Below are 17,888 nucleotides of genomic sequence, written 5' to 3'. Positions count from 1 at the left end.
CGTACCTCACCCCCGACCGGCCGGATCATGCGTAGGGTGGCATACGTGATTTGTCCGAAGTGTCAAAACGTGATGCGGACCGTCAACAAGAACGGCATCCACATCGAGCAGTGTGAAGGCTGCCGGGGCATCTTCCTGGACCGCGGCGAGCTGGAGCAGATCGTGGGCGCGGAGAGCGCTTACTACGGCGGGCCCGCCGCTGCTCCACCGCCGTACCAGGGGGCCGGGCACACCGCGCCGTACCGGGATTCGCCCCGCCCGTACGGCGGCCACGGGCACACCGACTCGCCCCGGCCGTACCGGGGTGGGCACGGCTACTCCGATTCGCCCCGCCCGTACCAGGGTGGTGGCTACTACTCGGATTCGCCGCGCCCGTACGGGCACCGTGGTCACCGCAAGCGGAGCTTCCTCGAGCAGCTCTTCGACTGACACATGCCGGAAGCGATGCTGGATCCCCGCATCTGCCCTCGATGCGGGGACCTGGCTGAAGTCCCGGCCGTGGAGGGCGACGTCCGGTTGTGCCACCGGTGTGGTCACCGTTGGCCCTTCCGCCGGTTGCCGCTGTTCGCCCTGACCGGGCCGAGTGGGGCGGGGAAGTCGACGGTCGGTCCGGCCCTGGTCGAGCGGCTCGGCGGTCGGGTCACGGTGCTGGAGCAGGACGTGCTGTGGGTGGCCGGCCTCCGCGACGACGTGAACGGGCACCCGACGTTCCGGGGTACCTGGCTGCGGATGGCCGCGATGGTGCACCAGAACGGTCGGCCGGTCGTGCTGTGCGGCACCGTGGTGCCCCCGGAGTTCGAGACGCTGCCCGAGCGCGCGCTGTTCAGCGAGATTCACTACCTCGCGCTCGTCGCCGAGTCGGAGGTGCTCGCCCGGCGGCTCCGGGCCCGCCCGGCCTGGCGCGGCTGGGACGAACCCCGCATCGCCGAGATGCTCGAGTTCAACACGTGGCTGCACAAGAACGCCGACACGCTGGACCCGCCGGTCACCCTCTTCGACACGACGACCGCGCCACTCGACGCGAGCGTCGAGCACGTCGCGAGCTGGGTCGAGAGCCGGCTGCCTTAGCGCGACGGCCGACGGTGGCTCGCGGCCGGCGCGCTGTGTGCGGGGTGGCCGGGGCGCTATGTTGCGGCGCTCGGCGGTAGGCGCTGGCGACGGCGCGCACACCGCTGGACAGCGGCGGCGCGTGGTGCGCCGAGCGCTGACAGTCGGTGGTCGCTGCGCGGTGGGCGGGGTGGTGGCTGTTGGTGGTTGCTGACGTGGTGCGCGGGGCGCTTGCATTGGTGATTGCTGGCGTGGTGTGCCGCGCGTTGGCGTGCGGTGGTTGCTGGTTTGAGGCGCGGTGTGCTGGCTGTCGGTGGTTGCTGGCGTGGTGTGCCGCGCGTTGGCGTGCGGTGGTTGCTGGTTTGAGGCGCGGTGTGCTGGCTGTCGGTGGTTGCTGGCGTGGTGCGCCGAGCGCTTGCATTCGGTAATTGCCGGTTCGATGCGCGGAGTGCTGGTGTCGGTAGTCGCTGGCGTGGTGCGCGGCGCGTTGGCGTGCGGTGGTTGCTGGCTCGGCGCGTGGAATGTTGCCGGTCAGTGGGTTGCTGGCGTCGTGCGGGAAGCTTGCGTCGCTGGGTGCTGGCGTGGTGCGTGGGGTGCTGGGCATCGGTGGTTGCCGACGGGAAGTGCGTCGGAGCTAATCAGGGTGGCCGCTGGCTGGGGGTGCCTCGTGCCGCCCAGCGGCAGTCGTTGGCGGGGTGCGCCGGGCGGGGTCGTCGCCGGCGGGGGCGGCGAGTGTCGGCCGGCAGTAGTCGCCGTCAAGGCGCCGGATCTCGGCTGGGCCGGTGGGCAAGCGGGGGCGCCGGTGAGTGTGCTGGGCGCCGCGGGGTCTAGTGCAGTGGCCAGCGGTGGTCGCCGTCGGGGTCGTCCAGCCAGAATTCCTGGTGCTGGGGCGTCACGGTCATCCCGAACCGCTGCCGGGCGGGCTTGCCGAGCGCGGTCCACTGCCGGTGGGCGGCCTCCGTCAGGTCCCACAGCCGCCGCGGGCCGCCCTGTGTCACTGTCGTCCGGTCGGCGTGCGTTGTCACCCGTGCCCAGGAACCGTCGCTGTGCAGGAGGAACGCGTCCTCGCCGCGGAACACCGGCACCACCCCCGGCAACGCCAGCCCGGCGAAGAACTCGAACCGGCTCGACGGGTGCAGGACCACCTCGGCTGACAGGTCCGTGGCACGCACGGGCCCGGAGATCTCCGGTAGCGACACCGGATCCGGGAGGCGGTGCGCCCGCAGCGGCATGAACCGGCCGTCGCGGCTCAGCACGCGGCCCCGGGCAACTGGTCCGGGCATCACGATCAGCCGCACCAGGCCGGCGCCGATCGGGCGGTTCAGCGTGGTCACCACGATCGCCCCGCGGGTCGCCTGCTCCAGCCACGCGACCGGCACCTCCGACACCGCACACGTGCACAGCACGCGGTCGTACGGCGCACCCGCCGGGAAACCGTCCGCGCCGTCCTGGACCTCGACCGCCGGGTGGTACCCGCACAGCGACAGGCGTTCCGAAGCGAGCCGCACCAGCTGCTCGTCCACATCCACAGTGGACACCAGCGACGAGCCGAGCCGTTCGGAGAGCAGGGCGGCGTTGTAACCGGTGCCGGTGCCGATCTCCAGCACCCGGTGCCCGCTGTGCACCGACAGCTCCTCGAGCATCACCGCCATGATCCCCGGCATGCTCGACGAACACGTCGGGTTGCCGCGCACCACGCCCTGCCGGCGAGCGCGCTCCCACGCGAGCGGATCGCCGTCGAGTTGCGTCACCAGGACCTGGTCGGCGTAGACGTGGTCGAGCCAGTCCTCATCCGTGCGGTCGACGGCGCGCCAGCCACCGGGCTGGGATAGGAAGTACCGGGGCACGAAGGCATGCCGCGGCACTCGCCGGAACGCGTCCAGCCAGGCCGGATCGGTGATCATGCCGTCCCGGCGCAGCGACTCGGCCAGCTGGCGCCGGCGACGTGCCGTGCTGTGCACACCCCCACCGTAACGGGTGACTCAAGTAACACCCGATGGTTGCAAGCAGGGTGCTTGCAATAGCTAGCACCCGCGCGTACCGTTGGAATCGTCGCGAGGAGATGGACTGACATGTCGGAGGACAACGGCCACGAGAACTCGGCGGGCGGACCGGTGGAGAAGGTCGCCGACATCGCCTCCGGGATCGGTGAGTACATCCGCCAGCAGCGCAACAACGCGAAGATCTCCTTGCGGCAGCTGGCAAAGCTCGCCGGAGTGTCCAATCCGTACCTGAGCCAGATCGAGCGCGGGGTGCGCAAGCCCAGCGCGGAGATCCTGCAGCAGATCGCCAAGGGGCTGCGGATTTCCGCGGAAGCGCTCTACGTGCAGGCCGGAATCCTCGACCTGCCCAACGGTGGACCGGTGACCGACGCGATCCGCGCGGACGCCGAGCTCACCGAGCGGCAGAAGCAGGTCCTGCTCGACGTGTACGAGTCGTTCCGCCGGGAGAACGCGGCGGCGGGCGGCGATCGAGGACAAGCAACCGTCATCGCCAAGGAGTGAGCACAATGCCCAGCACCAAGACCGCCATCGAACAGCTCCGCACACCGCTGCTGGCCGCCCTGGGCGCCGGTAACCTGGCCGGCCAGGCCGTGGTCGACGCCGTGGGCAAGGCCCGCGAGCGGGTCGTCGAGGGCAGCGAGGTGGCGCGGAAGAACATCGAGGAGCTGCCGACCGAGGTGACCACCCTGCGGGAGAAGCTCGACCCGGCCGAGCTGCGCAAGCTGATCGACGAGTACACCGAGGCCGCGCTCAAGCTGTACAACAAGCTGGCCGAGACCGGTGAGCAGGCGTGGGACAAGTTCCTGGCCGAGCCGCGCGTGAAGAGCGTGGTCGAGCAGGTCGAGGAGGCGCTGAACACCGCGCAGGAGCGGGTCGGCGAGGTGAGCACCGAGGCGCGCGAGAAGGTCGAGGACGTGCTCGGCCTGGTCGCGAAGCGGACCCGCGCCGGTGGCGAGAAGGTCGCCGAGGCGGCGGACGACGTCGCGGACAAGATCGAGGACGAGGTCAAGGAGGAGCAGGCCAAGCCCGCCCCCAAGACCGCCACGACGAAGGCCCCGGCCGCCCGCCGGACCACGACGCCGGCCAAGCGCCCGGCGAACGCGACCACGCCGAAGACGACCAAGTAGGCCAAGGCGGACGCCGACAGTGGCGGCCAGCGTGCGAGAGGCGCGTGCCTGGGCCGCCACTGGAAGCATGGTGGGCGCCGACGGTGCGCGGCCATGATGCGTGAGGTGCGTGCCTGGGCACTCAGTGGAGGCACGGTGGGCGCCGATGGTGGGTGGCCGCCTTGCGTGAGGTGCGTGCCTGGGCGGTCACTGAGGCAAGGTGGGCGCCGACGGTGGGCGGCCACCATGCGCGGGACGCATGTCGAGGCGGCCACTGGAGGCACCGTGGACGTCGACGGTGGGCGGCCACGATGCGTGAGGTGCGTGCCTGGGCACTGAGTGGAGGCACGGTGGGCGCCGATGGTGGGCGGTCATCTTGCGTGAGGCGGATGTCGAGGCGGCCATTGGAGGCATCGTGGACGTCGACGGTGGGCGGCCACGATGCGCGTGCCTGGGCAGTGGCTGGAGGCATGGTGGGCGCCGGCAGTGGGCGGTCATCTTGCGTGAGGCGGATGCGTGGGCTGCCAGTGGAGGCATGGTGGGCGCCGACGGTGCGCCACGATGCGTGAGGCGCGTGCCCGGGCAGTGGCTGGAGGCATGGTGGGCGCCGATGGTCAGTGGCTCACCATACGCGAGGCGCATGCCGGGGCAGGCACTGGAGGCAAGGCGGACGCCGACGGTAGGCGGCCCACGGTAGTGAAGGGGCGCGCTGAAGGTAGCCAAGGCGCATAGGCAACACGCATGCCCACCGGCCCTGCCGAGCAACGCTTGGCGCCGCCGGTGGGCTTTGTCGTGTCGGGCTGCCGCGCCAAGGGGCTCGGCGCTCGCGGGTTGGGCGGCCGGTGGGCTTGCCGGGGTGCCGGGCGGGTGGGCGGTGTCGTGAGGCTGTGCGGGGTGGGCGGGCATGGGAGGTGTTCGCGCCGACCGCCGCTGTCGGGTGGCTGGACGGCATCGGTACGGGGGGGGGCGGGCCCCAGGCCGGGACGGCGGTGACGGTCCCGGGCGTTCGTGGCATTCTGGACACCGGGGATCCGACGGCGGGGGCGAAGGGACGTAGGCTAGGAACGTGCCGTTCATCGCGTACTGGATCATGCAGGTCATCAGCTGGGCAGGCACGCTGGTGGGCCTCGGCGCGTTCGTGCACGCCCTTCTCCAGCGCGCGGACGCCTACCACGCCGCGGACCGCAAGACCAAGCCCATCTGGCTCGCCATCACCGGCGCCGGCACGGCCGCCATGGGGCTGTTCGGCTTCGGGGGCGCGGGCAGCCTCTTCTGGCTGGCCGGCATCGTCGCCGTCCTCGTCTACCTCGTCGACGTGCGGCCGCGGCTGATCGAGGTTCAGCGCGGCGGCAAGAACTGGTGAACGGGCTATTCCCTATCCTGACGGCGTGAGGACCTGGAGCATCGCCGGGACGCTGACCGTCCACCCGGCCGCCGAACGCACCGACCTGCTCGCCGAGCCCGTCGCCAAAGCACTGGCCGCCCTCGACGCCGACAGCGTCGGCGCCGTCGAGATCGATCCCGAACTCGCCGACACCGCCGCGTTCTGCGAGGCCTACGGCTCGCCGCTGAACGCCTCCGCGAACTGCGTCGTCGTCGCCGGGAAGCGGGCAGGCGAGGTCCGGTTCGCCGCCGCGCTGGTGCTCGCCACCACCCGCGCCGACGTCAACGGCGTCATCAAGCGCCGCCTCGACGTGCGCAAAGCCTCCTTCGCCCCAATGGACGAGGCTGTCGCCCTCACCGGCATGGCCTACGGCGGCATCACGCCCGTCGGGCTGCCCGCGGACTGGCCGATCCTCGTCGACAAGGCCGTCGCCGACTCGCCGGAACTCGTCGTCGGCAGCGGCATCCGCGGCGGGAAACTCCTGGTCACCGGCGACCTGCTCGCGTCGCTGCCCGGCGCCGAGGTGATCGACGGCCTGGCTAAACCGGTCGCGTAGACATCGTCGCCCGGCGCGACAACGTCAGGCCCCGCGGCACGGCGAACCGCTCCAGCAGCGCGAACACGCCCTCGCACACCAGGGCCAGCACGATGACCGCGAGCCCGCCGGCCAGGATCTCGCCGTAACCACCCGCGCCCTGCGCGAACCCGTCCACGATGAACCGGCCGAGGCCGCCGCCGTCGTTGACGATCGCGCCGATCGCGACCGTCGCCACCAGTTGCAGGAACGCCACCCGCGCGCCCGCGAGGATCACCGGCAACGCCAGCGGCAGCTCGATGCGCAGCATGATCTGCCCCTCCGTGTGCCCGATGCCGCGCGCCGCGTCCACGGCCTCCGGCTCCAGCGACACGACCCCGGCGTAGGTGTTGGTGAACAACGGCGGCAGGGCCAGCGCCACCAGCGCGAGCAGCAGCGGCCAGAACGACGTGTCCACCTCCCACCGGCTCGCCAGGTACCAGAACAGGATGATCAACCCGAAGCTCGGGATGGCCCGGCCGATGTTCACCGCGCTGCTGGCCAGGAACGCGCCCCGGCGGTAGTGGGCCAGCACCAGAGCGGGCGGCACGGCCAGCGCGGCGGCGATCACCAGCGACAACGCCGAAAAGCCCAGGTGCTCCAGCGTGCGGTACGGGATGCCGGCCGGGTCGGTCCAGCTCCACCGGCCCGGCTGCCCCAGCCAGTCCAGCGCCTGCTCGAACGCGTTCACGCCCGCCCCGCCTTCCGCGCCCACGGGGCCAGCGCCCGCTCGCTCAGCCACAACAGCGCGTCCACCAGCACCGCGAGCACGATCGACAACCCGATCCCGACGATGATCGCCGTCGGGTTCGGCGTGGTCGTCTGGATGCCCTGCCGGATGAAGAAGCCCAGCCCGCCCATGCCGAGCATCGCGGTGACCGTGACCAGCCCGATCGTCGTCACGGCCGCGACCCGCAGCCCGGCGATCACCACCGGCAGCGCCAGCGGGAACTCGACCTGCAGCAACAGGCGCAGCCGCGTGAAGCCCATGCCGATCGCGGCCTCCCGGACCTCCGCGGGCACCTGCTGGATGCCGGTCACGATGTTGCGCAGCAGGATCAGCAGCGTGTACGTGGCCAGCGGGATCACGGCCGTGGTGAACGACAGTCCGAAGAACGGCACCAGCAGCGCGAACGCCCCGAGGCTCGGGATCACGTACAGCGCGCCGGCCGCGCCCAGCGCGACCGCGTAGAACCAGCGCCAGCGCAGCGACAGCACGGCCAGCGCGACCGACACGACGAGCCCGATCGCGAGCGCGGCCGCCGTCAGCGCCAGGTGCTCGCCGAGGCGCTGGACGATTTCGTCCGCGTTGCGCTCCACCCACCGCCACTCGAACAGCGGCCGGTCGGTGGCGGCCAGCACGTACTCGCTCACCGGGCGAGCATACGGGCGGTGACCGACACTGACGGGCGGACGATCTCACTATGTGGTTTCTGTCGGTGCCCGCGGATAGGGTCGCTGGCGACGAACAGCACTGGGAGGGTGAACAGGTATGCGGTGGACACGGAGCCTGCGGGCGGCCGGGGTGCTCGCGGTGGCGGTCCTCGGGCTCACGGCCTGCGGCGGCGGGGACGACGGCGGCACTGCGGCGCCGGGCAAGGGCGGCGCGCCGATCGTGGTGGCGTCGTTCAACTTCACGGACAGCCAGATCCTGGCGGAGGTGTACGCGCAGGCGCTGGAGGCGAAGGGCTACCCGGTCCAGCGGAAGTTCAACATCGGCTCACGGGAGCTGGTGTACCCGTCGCTCAAGTCGGGCGAGCTGCAGTTCATCCCCGAGTACCAGGGCGCGGCGATCAGCTCCGGGTTCAACGAGCAGGCGCCGAACGACGCGGCGTCCGAGCACGCGAAGCTCGCCGAGCTGTTCAAGCCGTCCGGCATCGGGCTGCTGGACTACGCGCCGGCGGAGAACAAGAACACCTACGTGGTTAAGTCGGACCTCGCGCAGCAGCAGGGCGTGCGGACGATCAGCGACTTGAAGAAGCTGGACAAGGTCGTGCTGGGCGGCCCGCCGGAGTGCGGCACCCGGGCCAACTGCTTCATCGGGTTCCGTGACGTCTACAAGCTGAACGTCACGTTCTCGAGCATCCAGGAGTCCGGCCCGCGGGTCGAGCAGCTGCGCTCGGGCGCGGTCACGGTGATCCCGCTCGACTCGGTGAACCCGCTGGTCGGCAACCCGGACTTCACCGCGCTGGAGGACGACCAGAAGATCGTCGCGACCGAGAACATCGTGCCCGCGGTGAACCAGAAGGTGCTCGACGAGCGCGGCCCCGACCTCGCCGCGGCGGTCAACGCGGTGAGCGCGAAGCTGACCACCGACCAGCTGCGGGATCTGAACAAGCAGGTCGACGAGGACGGCGACCAGGTGGCGGACGTCGCCAAGGACTGGCTGTCGCAGCAGGGCCTCCTCTGATCGATAGAGTCGCGGGCGACAGCGTTCGAGCAGATCAGGAGGGGTTATGGCGAAGGTCACCGCAAGCGCGGAACGGACGATCGACGCACCGGCCGACAAGGTGCGGGCGCTGGTCGCGGACTACGCCGAGACCCGGCCCAAGATCCTGACCGAGCACTACCGCGACTACGAGGTGGTCGAGGGCGGCACCGGCGCCGGTACGAAGGCGAAGTGGAAGCTGCAGGCCACCTCCAAGCGGGTGCGGGACGTCGCGGCGAGTGTGTCCGAGCCGGAAGCGGGCACCCTCGTCGAGACGGACGCCAACTCCAGCATGGTCACGACCTGGACGGTGCGGCCCGCGGGCGAGCGCAGCGTCGTCCGGATCGAGACCACCTGGCAGGGCGCGGGCGGCATCGGAGGCTTCTTCGAGAAGACCTTCGCGCCGGGCGGGCTCCGCCGGATCTACGACGGGGTGCTGGGCAAGCTCGCCGAGCTGGCCTAGCCGCGCCGCTCGGCGGGGTGGCTGTAGCCTCAGCCACAAAGCGGAATCAGCGCCCCGGTTAGTGTGTTGGCAGCCGTGGAGACACTTCCGACACCCCTGGAGCGCATGATGAGCACCACCGCGACCGAGATCCGGCTCGCCTCCCGTCCGCACGGCGCGCCGACGCTGGACAACTTCGACGTGGTCGACGTCGAGGTGCCGCGGCCCGGCGAGGGCGAGGCCCTGGTCCGCAACCTGGAGATCAGCGTCGACCCGTACATGCGCGGCCGGATGAGCTCCGCCAAGTCGTACGCGCCGCCGTACGAGGTCGGCAAGGTGATGCTCGGCGGCGCGGTCGGTGAGGTCGTCGAGTCGAACACCGACGCCCTGCGGCCGGGGGACCTGGTGCTGCACGGCTTCGGCTGGCGTTCGCACGCCGTCGTCACCCCGAAGCAGGCGGCCAAGATCGACGCGGGCGCGGCGCCGCGCGAGGCGTACCTCGGTGTGCTCGGCATGACCGGCCTCACCGCGTACGCCGGGCTGACCGAGATCGCGCGGTTCCAGCCGGGCGACACCGTGTTCGTCTCGGGCGCGGCGGGGGCGGTCGGGTCCGTCGTCGGCCAGCTGGCGAAGCTGAAGGGCGCCAAGCGGGTCATCGGCAGCGCCGGCTCGGCCGCCAAGGTCCGGCACCTCGTCGAGGACCTGGGCTTCGACGCCGCGTTCAACTACAAGGACGCGCCGGTCGCGAAGCAGCTGGCGGAGGCCGCGCCGGAGGGCATCGACGTCTACTTCGACAACGTCGGCGGCGAGCACCTGGAAGCCGCCATCGACTCGGCGAACGTGCACGCGCGGATCGCCGTGTGCGGGATGATCTCGATCTACAACGCCACCGAGCCGCCCGCCGCGCCGCGGAACCTGGCGCAGATCATCGGCAAGCGGCTGGACATCCGCGGGTTCCTGGTCAGCGACCACTACGACCTGCAGGCGAAGTTCCTCGAGGAGGTCGCGCCGCTGGTGCGCTCCGGCGAGATCAAGTACGAGGAGACCATCGTCGAGGGGCTGCGCAACGCCCCGCAGGCCTTCCTGGACCTCCTCGCGGGCGCGAACACCGGCAAGATGCTCGTCCGCGTCTGATACGCCCGCCGACGTACGGCGAAGAGACGTCGCCGGGCAGACGCCGCGAACGCTCCCAACGCCGACCATCGTCGGCATGACCCTCGCACTTCGCGAAACCCTCTGGACCCGCGCCCGGCCCGTCGAGCGCGTCGCCTACGTGGTGGCCGCCGCCCTGTTCGCCAGTGGCCTCGTGCACCTGGTGGTCCTCGTGGCGAGCGGCACCACGTGGGAGGGTCCGCTGTCCTACCGCAAGGCCATGACGTTCGGCCTGTCCTTCGGCCTCACCCTGGCCAGCGTCGCCTGGGCCACGGGCTTCCTCGCGGTCCGGCGGCGGAACCTCCTGCTCGGCGCGCTCACCGTGGTGAGCGTCGTCGAGGTCGCCCTGGTGACGTTGCAGGTCTGGCGCGGGGTGCCGTCGCACTTCAACTTCGAGACCGGCTTCGACACCGCCGTCTCCTACAGCCTCGCCGCGGGCGGCGCGGTGATCATCGTGACCGTGCTGGCCTTCGCCGTGGCGGCTTGGCGGACGACGAACCTCAGCCCGAGCATGACCCTGGCCCTGCGGTTCGGGCTCGTCGTGCTGTTCGCGGCCATGGTCGTCGGCGCAATCATGATCGCCGACGGCGTCACCCTCGCCCGCGGCGGACAACCGCAGCTCGCCTACACGACCGCGGGTTCGCTCAAGCTCGTGCACGCGGTCACGATGCACGCGGTCCTCGTGGTCCCCGGGCTGGCCTGGCTGCTGCGGCACGCGCCGGAACGCCGCCGCACCAAAGCGGTTCAAGCCGCCGTCGGTGTCTACACGCTGCTGATCGCGGGAGCGGTGCTCGCGAGCTAGAACACGACCGTGCGGTTGCCGTGCACCAGCACGCGGCTCTCCAGGTGCCACCGCAGGCCGCGGGCGAGCGTGATCTTCTCGATGTCGCGGCCCTTGCGCACCAGGTCGGGCACGGTGTCGCCGTGGTCGACGCGGATCACGTCCTGCTCGATGATCGGCCCCGCGTCCAGGTCGGCGGTCACGTAGTGGCACGTCGCGCCGACCAGTTTCACACCGCGGCGGTGCGCCTGGTGGTAGGGCCGCGCGCCGATGAACGACGGCAGGAAGCTGTGGTGGATGTTGATAGCCCGGCCGGACCACGCCTGGCACAGCTCCGGCGGCAGGATCTGCATGAACCGCGCGAGCACCACGGCGTGCGGGTCGTGCTCATCGACCAGCTTGCGCACCTCGGCGAACGCCTCCGCCTTGTCACCGGCGGGGAAGGGCACGTGGTGGAACGGGATCCCGTGCGCTCGCGTGATGTCCGCGAGGTTGTCGTGGTTGCCGATCACCGCCCGCACGTCGACGTCCAGCTCACCGGCCGCGACCCGGCCCAGGATGTCGTAGAGGCAGTGCCCCTCCTTCGACACCAGGATCACCACGCGCCGCCGCTCGGACGTGTCCTCGACGCGCCAGTTCGACTCGGCCGACAGCGACGTCGCCACCTCGGCGAAGCGCGACCGCAGTTCGTCCACTCCGAACGGCAGGGAGTCCGCCCTGACCTCCTGGCGGGTGAAGAACCAGCCGGTGTCCGGGTCGGTGTGGTAGGCGGCCTCGACGATCCAGCCGCCCGCGTCGGCGAGGAAGGACGACACGCGCGCGACGATGCCGGTGCGGTCGGGACAGCCGAAGGTGATCACATAACGTCGTTCGGACACGGCCCCATCTTCCCCGCCGCTCCCGATCACGGCGCGGCCAGGGGCTCCAGGAGACGCACGTCACCGGTCACCGAGGCGTGGCTGGGCCGCCCCCACACGCGCCGGTACACCGCGTCGGCGGTGCCCGCGACCGTCACGTCGGCCTCGAACGCGGCCGTCACCGGCTCGATCGTGCCGGGCTGCCCCGGGTGCAGCACGACCCGCCACATGCGACCGGCGTCGGCGGCGTGCACCAGCACCGAACCGGACAGGGCGAACTGGTCCCACTTCGCGCGCGTCGGCAGCATCCAGGCGAGCAGCTCGTCGACGCCGTCCGCGGCGAACTCCGGGTCGAACACGAGCGACGGGACCGCGGACGCATCCGCGCTGCCTGCCAACGCGTGCTCGGCGTCCAGCCGGTGGATCGCTGTCTCGTGCGCCTGCCGCCGCGCCCAGGACCGCGTGGTCTGCTCGTAGCGGGTCCACGGCAGCCACGCCGGCGTCGTGGGATCGGCGAGTTCGGCCAGCATCCCCTGCAGCTGCTCGTCCCACCAGGACAGCAGTTCAGTCCAGTCGGCGGGTGGCTGCCCGCGGGTCACGTTCGCGCCGCTCGGATCGGCGATCGCCGCCCGGACCCACGAGTGGACCTTCGCCAGGTGGTCGACGAGGCGCTGGACAGTCCACTTCGGACAGGTCGGCACCGGCGCCTCCGGTCCCGTCCGCACCGCGGCCGCGCGCAGGGCCCGGCACTGCGCCTCGATCGTCGCGAGGTACTCGGCGTGCTGCATGCCGTGAGCGTAACCGCCGCACCGCCTCGATGACACCGACCATGATCAACCCGATGCCGAACGACAACAGCAGCCCCTTGGCGGGCTGCCCGTCGAAGCTCGCGCCGCCGATCGCGCCGATGATCACGCTGTAGACGGCCCAGATCCCGGTCCCCACGGCGTCGAGCGCGACGAAGCGCGCCCACGGCACGCCCATGCTGCCCGTGGCCAGTCCGCTCGCGACCCGGCCGCCGGGGAGGTACCGGCCCGCCACGATCAGCAGCCCGGCGTGGCGTTCGACCTGGCCGCGCGCCCATTCGTAGCGGTCCTGCTTCCCGCCGCGCAGCCACCGGGTCAGCGCGGGCGCCGCGCCCCGGCCGACCGCATGCGACAGGCAGTCCCCGGCGAGTGCTCCGGCGGCCGCGAGCAGCGCCAGCAGCGCCAGCTTCGGCACGTCGGTGCCGAGCAGCACGGCGACCGTGATCACCGTGGTCTCGCTCGGCATGAACGGCAGCAGCGCGTCCAGCGCCGCCACCGCGAACACGATCAGCCACAGCCAGGGCGAGGACAGGGTGCCCTGGAGCAGCTCACCGAGGTGGTTCAGGAAGTCAAGCATGAGCCGGGACCCGGGTGGACCGGACGACGTCCTGGGCGCGCGCGGCGAGCTCTCGCCGGTCGCCGACGGGCTCCAGCGGCGGGTGCGCGGTCAGCTCGATCCGCAGGTCACGGGCGCGCGCGACCCGGCCCAGCGACGGCAGGAGCGCGTCGTCGCCGACGAAGGCCGCGACCGTGCTCGGCTGCCCGCCCTGCGAGTAGGCGAAGGTCACCGGCCGCACCGGCGCGCCGGCGTCGATCGCGGCCTGGAACGCGGCGCGCCGGAACGTCCCGCCGCGGCCGCCGCACCACGTGGTGCCCTCGGGGAACACGACGACCGACTCGCCTGCGCGGAGCGCGTCCGCCAGCCCGGCCACCACGGCGGGCAGCTCCCGCAGCTCGCGCCGGGCGATGAACCGGGTGCCGCAGGACTGCGCGAGCGATCCGATGACCGGCCACGAGCGCACCTCGCGCTTGGCCAGGAATCCCACCGGGTCGACGGCCAGCAGCGCGACGATGTCCAGCCACGACACGTGGTTGGCCACGATCAGCGTGCCGGTGCCCGCCGGTACCCGCAGCAGGTCGGTGTTCGCGTCCAGCGTGATGCCGAGGGCGTCGAGCACCCCGCGGGCGTGCGGCCGCAGGTCCCCCCGCCGCACCCCGGCGAGGACCGAGCCCAGCGCCAGCCACCGTCGCACGGTCAGCAGTGTGCTGATCTCAGGCAGCCGGTGGGTGACGCAGCGAGGGGTACAAGGTGAAGTCACGTCCCACGGGTTCATGAATTCTCCCCGAGGAAGAATCTGCGGTAGCGCTCGCCGATCTCGTCGACCGCCAGCACGGTGAAGAAGTCGGCGACCGCGAAGTCCGGGTCGTGCGCGGGCGGCCCGCCGACCCACGCGCCAAGGCGCAGGTAGCCGCGCAGCAACGGCGGAACCTGGGCGTAGCTGGGCGGGCGCTCGGTGCGGGGCAGCGGGATCCACGGCCGGAGCGGCTCGACCCGCAGCTCGCCGGGCGGGCGGTGCTTGGCCTGCGCGAGCGCCCAGGTGGCGGCCGCCGAGGCGCCGCCGTCGGCGAGCGACACCGACGCGCACCCGGCGAGGTAGCGGTAGCCGTGGCCGACGACGTAACGCGCCATCGCCGACCACATCAGGTTGATCACGCCGCCGGAACGGTGGTCCGGGTGCACGCACGACCGGCCGGTCTCGACCAGGTGCGGCCGCAGCGGCGCCAGCGCGTCCAGGTCGAACTCCGACTGCGAGTACAGCCGCGCCGACCGGCCGGGCGGCAGCAGCCGGTAGGTGCCGACGACCTCGCCCCCGTGCATCACGGCGAGGTGCTCGCACACGTCGTCGAACTCGTCGGCGTCCAGCCCGCTGGGGTGCGGCGCCGCGCCGAACTCGGTGGTGAAGACGCGGTGCCGCAGTCGCTGGCACGCCTGGACGATCTCGGAGTCCGTCGTGATGACGGCCTCGTACTGCCTGCTGAGGGTTGCGGTCATGGGGCGATCGTGTCGCCGCGCACACCGCCTGAGCCAGGGACTTCCGGCAAGATCAGGGATATCCCGGGGAACCCCCGTACGTGCCGCCCCCGCTGCTTTGGTGGGGTTGTCCCTACCTGCTTCCGGGTGCCACCGTCGCCCACGGCACGGTCAGCTCGCCGAGCCGGATCCGCCGTGGCCGGGTCAGCACCGGCCAGCCGCGCGCGGCGAGCAGCCGCACGGTCTCCAGCCAGCGGGCGCGGGCGCCGAACGCCTGGTGCGGCGCGGCGGTCGCCCAGCAGATGTCCAATGTGGACAACAGGTCGTGGATCCGCTCGCCCGGCACGTTGCGGTGGATCAGCGCCTTCGGCAGTCGTTCGGCCAAAGTGGACGGCTGGTCGAGCGAATCCAGGTGGCAGGACAGGGTGAGCGTACGCGGGCCGTCCGCGTCCAGAGTGACCCAGGTGGACAGTCGCCCGATCTCGTCGCAGGTGCCCTCGACGAGCAGCCCGCCCGGGGCGAGGCGATCGACGACCAGCTTCCACGCGCCCGCGACCTCGTCCTCCGGGTACTGCCGCAGCACGTTGAACGCGCGCACCAGGTTCGGCCGGGTTCCCGCCAGCTCGAAACCGCCCTGGCGGAAGTCCAGCACAGGGGGCCGCGCGACGGGCTTCGCGACCGCGACGCGCTCGGCGTCGATCTCCAGCCCGAGCACCCGGACCCGCGGGTGGACCCGCCGCAATCGCGCGGCCATCTCGACCGTGGTCACCGGGGACGCGCCGTACCCGAGGTCCACGACGAGCGGGTCCGGCGCGCGGCGCAGCGCGGCCGACACCTCGGGGGCGCCGGCCAGCCAGCGGTCGACGCGGCGCAGGCGGTTGGGGTTCGTGGTTCCTCGGGTCGGCGCGCCTACCGGGCCGCGAGCCATTCGCGGCTGAACTGGGCCTCGCGGGCCAGCAACTTGGTCAGCTCGCCCGCGACGAAGCTCTCCAGCTTGCCGCCGACCAGCGGGATCCTGACCTTGACCTCACCGCGGGTCTCGACCACCGAGCCGTCGCCACGGGGACGCAGCTCGGTGCGGGCGGTGATCTCGCCGGGCATCCCGCTCACCGTGGCCCGCGCCGTGCCCGTGTAGCCGTCCCCGTCGCGGGTGAAGGTGTGCTCGCGGTCGACGTAGAGGTCGCCGGGCTGCAGCTTGCGGACGATCTGCGGGAGCTTGTCCGCCTCGATGCCCTGGCGCAGCGTGTACCGGGCGCCGTCGTCGTCCGCGGAATGGCTGAGCAGGGCGCTGTTCTTGCCGCCGATCTCGGCGAGGCGGGCCGTCAGCGCCTCCTCGCTCGTCTCGGCCCGGAACACCTCGGAGACGCCGTTGGGGTACTCCGCGCGGTGCTCGATACGGGATGCCATGGGGCCAGACAGTACCGTTTGTCCTCGTGAGCCGTCTTGACACACCGACCCAGACGACCCTGGCCGAACACACCACGCTGCGCCTCGGCGGGCCTGCCCGCGCGTTCGTGGTGGCCGGGACCACCGACGAACTGCTCGCCGCGGTGCGCTCGATCGAGGGACCGGTGCTGCTGCTGGGCGGCGGGTCGAACCTCGTCGTCGGCGACGACGGCTTCCCCGGCACCGTGGTCAAGATCGCGACCGGCGGCTGGCGCATCGACGGTGACGAGGTCGAGGTCGCGGCCGGGCAGAACTGGGACGAGTTCGTCGCGGCGACCGTCGAGGCCGGCTTCGGCGGGCTGGAGTGCTTGTCCGGCATCCCCGGCTCGGTGGGCGCCACGCCGATCCAGAACGTCGGCGCGTACGGCTGCGAGGTGGCCGACCTGCTCACCTCGATCGAGTGCTACGACCGGCGCACCGGCGAGGTGCGCACGATGACCGCCGACGAGCTCGGCTTCGGCTACCGCACCAGCGTGCTCAAGGGGGAGAGCTGGGGGATCGTCCTCAGTGTCCGGTTCGCCCTGCGGCCCGACGGGCTGTCCGCGCCGATCCGCTACGCCGAACTGGCCCGGACCCTGGGCGTCGAGCAGGGCGCGCGGGTCCCGGCGGCGCAGGCGCGGGAGGCCGTGCTGAAGCTGCGGCAGGGCAAGGGCATGGTGCTCGACGCGTCCGACCACGACACGTGGAGCGCGGGCTCGTTCTTCACCAACCCGATCGTCGCGGAGATCCCGCCGGCGCTGGCGGGCGTGGAGATGCCGCGTTACCCGGCCGACGGCGGCGTGAAGCTGTCCGCGGCGTGGCTGATCGAGCGGGCCGGGTTCGGCAAGGGCCACCCGGGGCCGGGCGGGCGGGTGTCCTTGTCCACCAAGCACACCCTGGCTTTGACCAACCGGGGCTCGGCAAGCACCGCGGACCTGCTGGCGCTGGCGCGCGAGGTCCGGGACGGCGTGCACGCCCGCTTCGGCGTCACGCTGCGTCCCGAACCACTGCTGATCAACTGCGCGCTGTAGTCACTCGCGGTGGGCGCGGCTGCCGTTGAGCTGCGCGCGCGGCTTCATGACGATGGTGTCCAGGTTCACGTGCGCCGGCCGGGTCACGGCGAACGCGATCACGTCGGCCACGTCCTCCGCGGTCAGCGGGGTGAGACCCTGGTAGACCTTCGCGGCGCGCTCGGTGTCGCCGTCGAACCGGTTGGCGGAGAAGTCGGTCTCGACCATGCCGGGCACGATCTCGGTGATCCGCACCGGGTCGCCGAGGTGCTCCGAGCGCAGGGTGCGGTGCAGGGCCGACTGGGCGTGCTTCGCGGACGTGTAGCCGGAACCGCCGTCGTAGACCTCGTGCCCGGCGATCGACGTGACGGTCACCACGTGGCCGTCACCGGAGGCGATCAGCTTCGGCAGCAACGCCTTCGTCATGCGCAGGGTGCCGAGGACGTTGACCTCCCACATCCAGCGCCAGTGGTCCTCGTCGGCGTCTTCCACGCGCTCGAGGCCCCGTGCGCCGCCCGCGTTGTTGACGAGAACGTGGCAATCTGGAACCTGCTGGACGAATGCGGCAACCGAACCGGGGTCGGTGACGTCCAGTACGTGTGCGGTTCCGGACAACTCGGCGGCCAGCTTCTCCAGGCGGTCGAGGCGCCGAGCCCCGAGCACGACGTGGAATCCGGCCTCGGCGAGGGCGCGGGCGGTCGCCTCGCCGATACCCGCGCTGGCGCCGGTGATCACTGCGGTTCGCTTGGTCGTCATACCGCACATACTCCCAGCGGGGGACATGCCGGTAACGCGGCAGGGCCGGGCGTCGCTTGACGTCCGGGAGAAGTACGGAGTGCGG

The 17,888-nt window shown here is 71.7% G+C and carries 21 protein-coding genes and 1 pseudogene; 11 read left to right on the top strand and 11 right to left on the bottom strand.

Annotation, left to right across the window (positions count from 1 at the left end; genetic code table 11):
• Nucleotides 1–27 precede the first annotated feature (27 nt).
• Both ACCP09_RS05850 and ACCP09_RS05845 read left to right on the top strand, forming a co-directional pair.
• Nucleotides 28–429 carry a zf-TFIIB domain-containing protein gene (locus ACCP09_RS05850; RefSeq protein WP_081617646.1) on the top strand — a complete coding sequence of 134 codons (402 nt, stop codon included), beginning with the start codon at nucleotides 28–30 and terminating at the stop codon, nucleotides 427–429.
• 15 nt (nucleotides 430–444) lie between these two features.
• On the top strand, nucleotides 445–1,068 hold the full coding sequence (locus ACCP09_RS05845; RefSeq protein ID WP_378362601.1) for an AAA family ATPase: 624 nt from the start codon (nucleotides 445–447) through the stop codon (nucleotides 1,066–1,068).
• 806 nt (nucleotides 1,069–1,874) lie between these two features.
• Here the strand turns inward: ACCP09_RS05845 and ACCP09_RS05840 are convergent.
• Entirely contained in the window at nucleotides 1,875–3,008 is a 1,134-nt protein-coding gene (locus ACCP09_RS05840) for a methyltransferase domain-containing protein (protein WP_378362602.1), read from the bottom strand.
• 111 nt (nucleotides 3,009–3,119) lie between these two features.
• On the opposite strand from ACCP09_RS05840, the gene ACCP09_RS05835 reads away from it, so the two are divergent.
• From ACCP09_RS05835 to ACCP09_RS05820, 4 genes are all read left to right on the top strand, one after another.
• Complete coding sequence (locus ACCP09_RS05835; protein WP_020419556.1) at nucleotides 3,120–3,551, top strand: helix-turn-helix domain-containing protein; 432 nt, start codon at nucleotides 3,120–3,122, stop codon at nucleotides 3,549–3,551.
• Nucleotides 3,552–3,556: 5 nt separating this feature from the next.
• The gene (locus ACCP09_RS05830) at nucleotides 3,557–4,177 is read left to right on the top strand and encodes a hypothetical protein (RefSeq protein ID WP_378362603.1); all 621 of its coding nucleotides are present in this window, start codon (nucleotides 3,557–3,559) and stop codon (nucleotides 4,175–4,177) included.
• A gap of 1,045 nt (nucleotides 4,178–5,222) precedes the next feature.
• Nucleotides 5,223–5,519 (top strand): DUF2516 family protein, encoded by a 297-nt coding sequence (locus ACCP09_RS05825; RefSeq protein ID WP_017986361.1) that lies wholly within the window; start codon nucleotides 5,223–5,225, stop codon nucleotides 5,517–5,519.
• Between the two features lie 25 nt (nucleotides 5,520–5,544).
• Nucleotides 5,545–6,096, top strand: coding sequence for a YbaK/EbsC family protein (locus tag ACCP09_RS05820; RefSeq protein ID WP_400980676.1), 552 nt, complete (start codon nucleotides 5,545–5,547; stop codon nucleotides 6,094–6,096).
• Here ACCP09_RS05820 and ACCP09_RS05815 read toward each other — a convergent pair.
• Both ACCP09_RS05815 and ACCP09_RS05810 read right to left on the bottom strand, forming a co-directional pair.
• On the bottom strand, nucleotides 6,080–6,829 hold the full coding sequence (locus ACCP09_RS05815; protein WP_123684126.1) for an ABC transporter permease: 750 nt from the start codon (nucleotides 6,827–6,829) through the stop codon (nucleotides 6,080–6,082). The two genes, ACCP09_RS05820 and ACCP09_RS05815, sit on opposite strands and share 17 nt — an antisense overlap.
• The gene (locus ACCP09_RS05810; protein WP_027932812.1) at nucleotides 6,802–7,488 is read right to left on the bottom strand and encodes an ABC transporter permease; all 687 of its coding nucleotides are present in this window, start codon (nucleotides 7,486–7,488) and stop codon (nucleotides 6,802–6,804) included. Before ACCP09_RS05810 ends, ACCP09_RS05815 begins: the two co-directional genes overlap by 28 nt.
• Nucleotides 7,489–7,606: 118 nt before the next feature.
• On the opposite strand from ACCP09_RS05810, the gene ACCP09_RS05805 reads away from it, so the two are divergent.
• From ACCP09_RS05805 to ACCP09_RS05790, 4 genes are all read left to right on the top strand, one after another.
• A complete protein-coding gene (locus ACCP09_RS05805; protein ID WP_433743651.1) occupies nucleotides 7,607–8,524 on the top strand; it encodes an ABC transporter substrate-binding protein in 918 nt (305 codons plus the stop codon).
• 46 nt (nucleotides 8,525–8,570) lie between these two features.
• Nucleotides 8,571–9,005, top strand: coding sequence for an SRPBCC family protein (locus ACCP09_RS05800; protein WP_123684124.1), 435 nt, complete (start codon nucleotides 8,571–8,573; stop codon nucleotides 9,003–9,005).
• A gap of 105 nt (nucleotides 9,006–9,110) precedes the next feature.
• Nucleotides 9,111–10,118: an NADP-dependent oxidoreductase gene (locus ACCP09_RS05795; protein WP_378333893.1), complete on the top strand. Its 1,008-nt coding sequence runs from the start codon at nucleotides 9,111–9,113 to the stop codon at nucleotides 10,116–10,118.
• Nucleotides 10,119–10,194: 76 nt separating this feature from the next.
• Nucleotides 10,195–10,938, top strand: coding sequence for a hypothetical protein (locus ACCP09_RS05790; protein ID WP_433743647.1), 744 nt, complete (start codon nucleotides 10,195–10,197; stop codon nucleotides 10,936–10,938).
• Here the strand turns inward: ACCP09_RS05790 and purU are convergent.
• The 7 genes and pseudogenes from purU to ACCP09_RS05755 all read right to left on the bottom strand — a co-directional run bounded on the left by purU (nucleotide 10,935) and on the right by ACCP09_RS05755 (nucleotide 16,019).
• Entirely contained in the window at nucleotides 10,935–11,795 is an 861-nt protein-coding gene (gene purU / locus ACCP09_RS05785) for a formyltetrahydrofolate deformylase (protein ID WP_037322690.1), read from the bottom strand. The genes ACCP09_RS05790 and purU overlap by 4 nt on opposite strands.
• 26 nt (nucleotides 11,796–11,821) lie before the next feature.
• Nucleotides 11,822–12,562, bottom strand: a complete 741-nt coding sequence (locus tag ACCP09_RS05780) for a maleylpyruvate isomerase family mycothiol-dependent enzyme (protein ID WP_433743643.1) — start codon at nucleotides 12,560–12,562, stop codon at nucleotides 11,822–11,824.
• A 124-nt stretch (nucleotides 12,563–12,686) separates the two neighbouring features.
• A pseudogene (locus ACCP09_RS05775) lies at nucleotides 12,687–13,046 on the bottom strand (DedA family protein); the annotation flags it as partial.
• A gap of 103 nt (nucleotides 13,047–13,149) precedes the next feature.
• Nucleotides 13,150–13,833, bottom strand: coding sequence for a lysophospholipid acyltransferase family protein (locus ACCP09_RS05770; protein WP_378333808.1), 684 nt, complete (start codon nucleotides 13,831–13,833; stop codon nucleotides 13,150–13,152).
• Between the two features lie 77 nt (nucleotides 13,834–13,910).
• Nucleotides 13,911–14,633: a GNAT family N-acetyltransferase gene (locus tag ACCP09_RS05765; RefSeq protein ID WP_433743639.1), complete on the bottom strand. Its 723-nt coding sequence runs from the start codon at nucleotides 14,631–14,633 to the stop codon at nucleotides 13,911–13,913.
• A gap of 112 nt (nucleotides 14,634–14,745) precedes the next feature.
• A complete protein-coding gene (locus ACCP09_RS05760; RefSeq protein WP_433743636.1) occupies nucleotides 14,746–15,540 on the bottom strand; it encodes a class I SAM-dependent methyltransferase in 795 nt (264 codons plus the stop codon).
• Nucleotides 15,522–16,019, bottom strand: coding sequence for a DUF2505 domain-containing protein (locus tag ACCP09_RS05755; protein WP_027932802.1), 498 nt, complete (start codon nucleotides 16,017–16,019; stop codon nucleotides 15,522–15,524). The genes ACCP09_RS05760 and ACCP09_RS05755 overlap by 19 nt, the downstream gene beginning before the upstream one ends.
• A 26-nt stretch (nucleotides 16,020–16,045) precedes the next feature.
• Here ACCP09_RS05755 and ACCP09_RS05750 point away from each other — a divergent pair, with 26 nt between their 5' ends.
• The gene (locus ACCP09_RS05750) at nucleotides 16,046–17,068 is read left to right on the top strand and encodes a UDP-N-acetylmuramate dehydrogenase (RefSeq protein ID WP_027932801.1); all 1,023 of its coding nucleotides are present in this window, start codon (nucleotides 16,046–16,048) and stop codon (nucleotides 17,066–17,068) included.
• Here ACCP09_RS05750 and ACCP09_RS05745 read toward each other — a convergent pair whose 3' ends face one another.
• Nucleotides 17,069–17,803, bottom strand: a complete 735-nt coding sequence (locus ACCP09_RS05745) for an SDR family oxidoreductase (protein ID WP_017986377.1) — start codon at nucleotides 17,801–17,803, stop codon at nucleotides 17,069–17,071.
• Between the last annotated feature and the right edge of the window lie 85 nt (nucleotides 17,804–17,888).

It is taken from the genome of Amycolatopsis sp. 3B14 (assembly GCF_050958625.1).
Taxonomy (GTDB): Bacteria; Actinomycetota; Actinomycetes; order Mycobacteriales; family Pseudonocardiaceae; genus Amycolatopsis_E; species Amycolatopsis_E thermoflava.
Note: the sequence above shows the minus strand (reverse complement) of the source record. Positions and strands in the feature narration are given on the sequence as shown.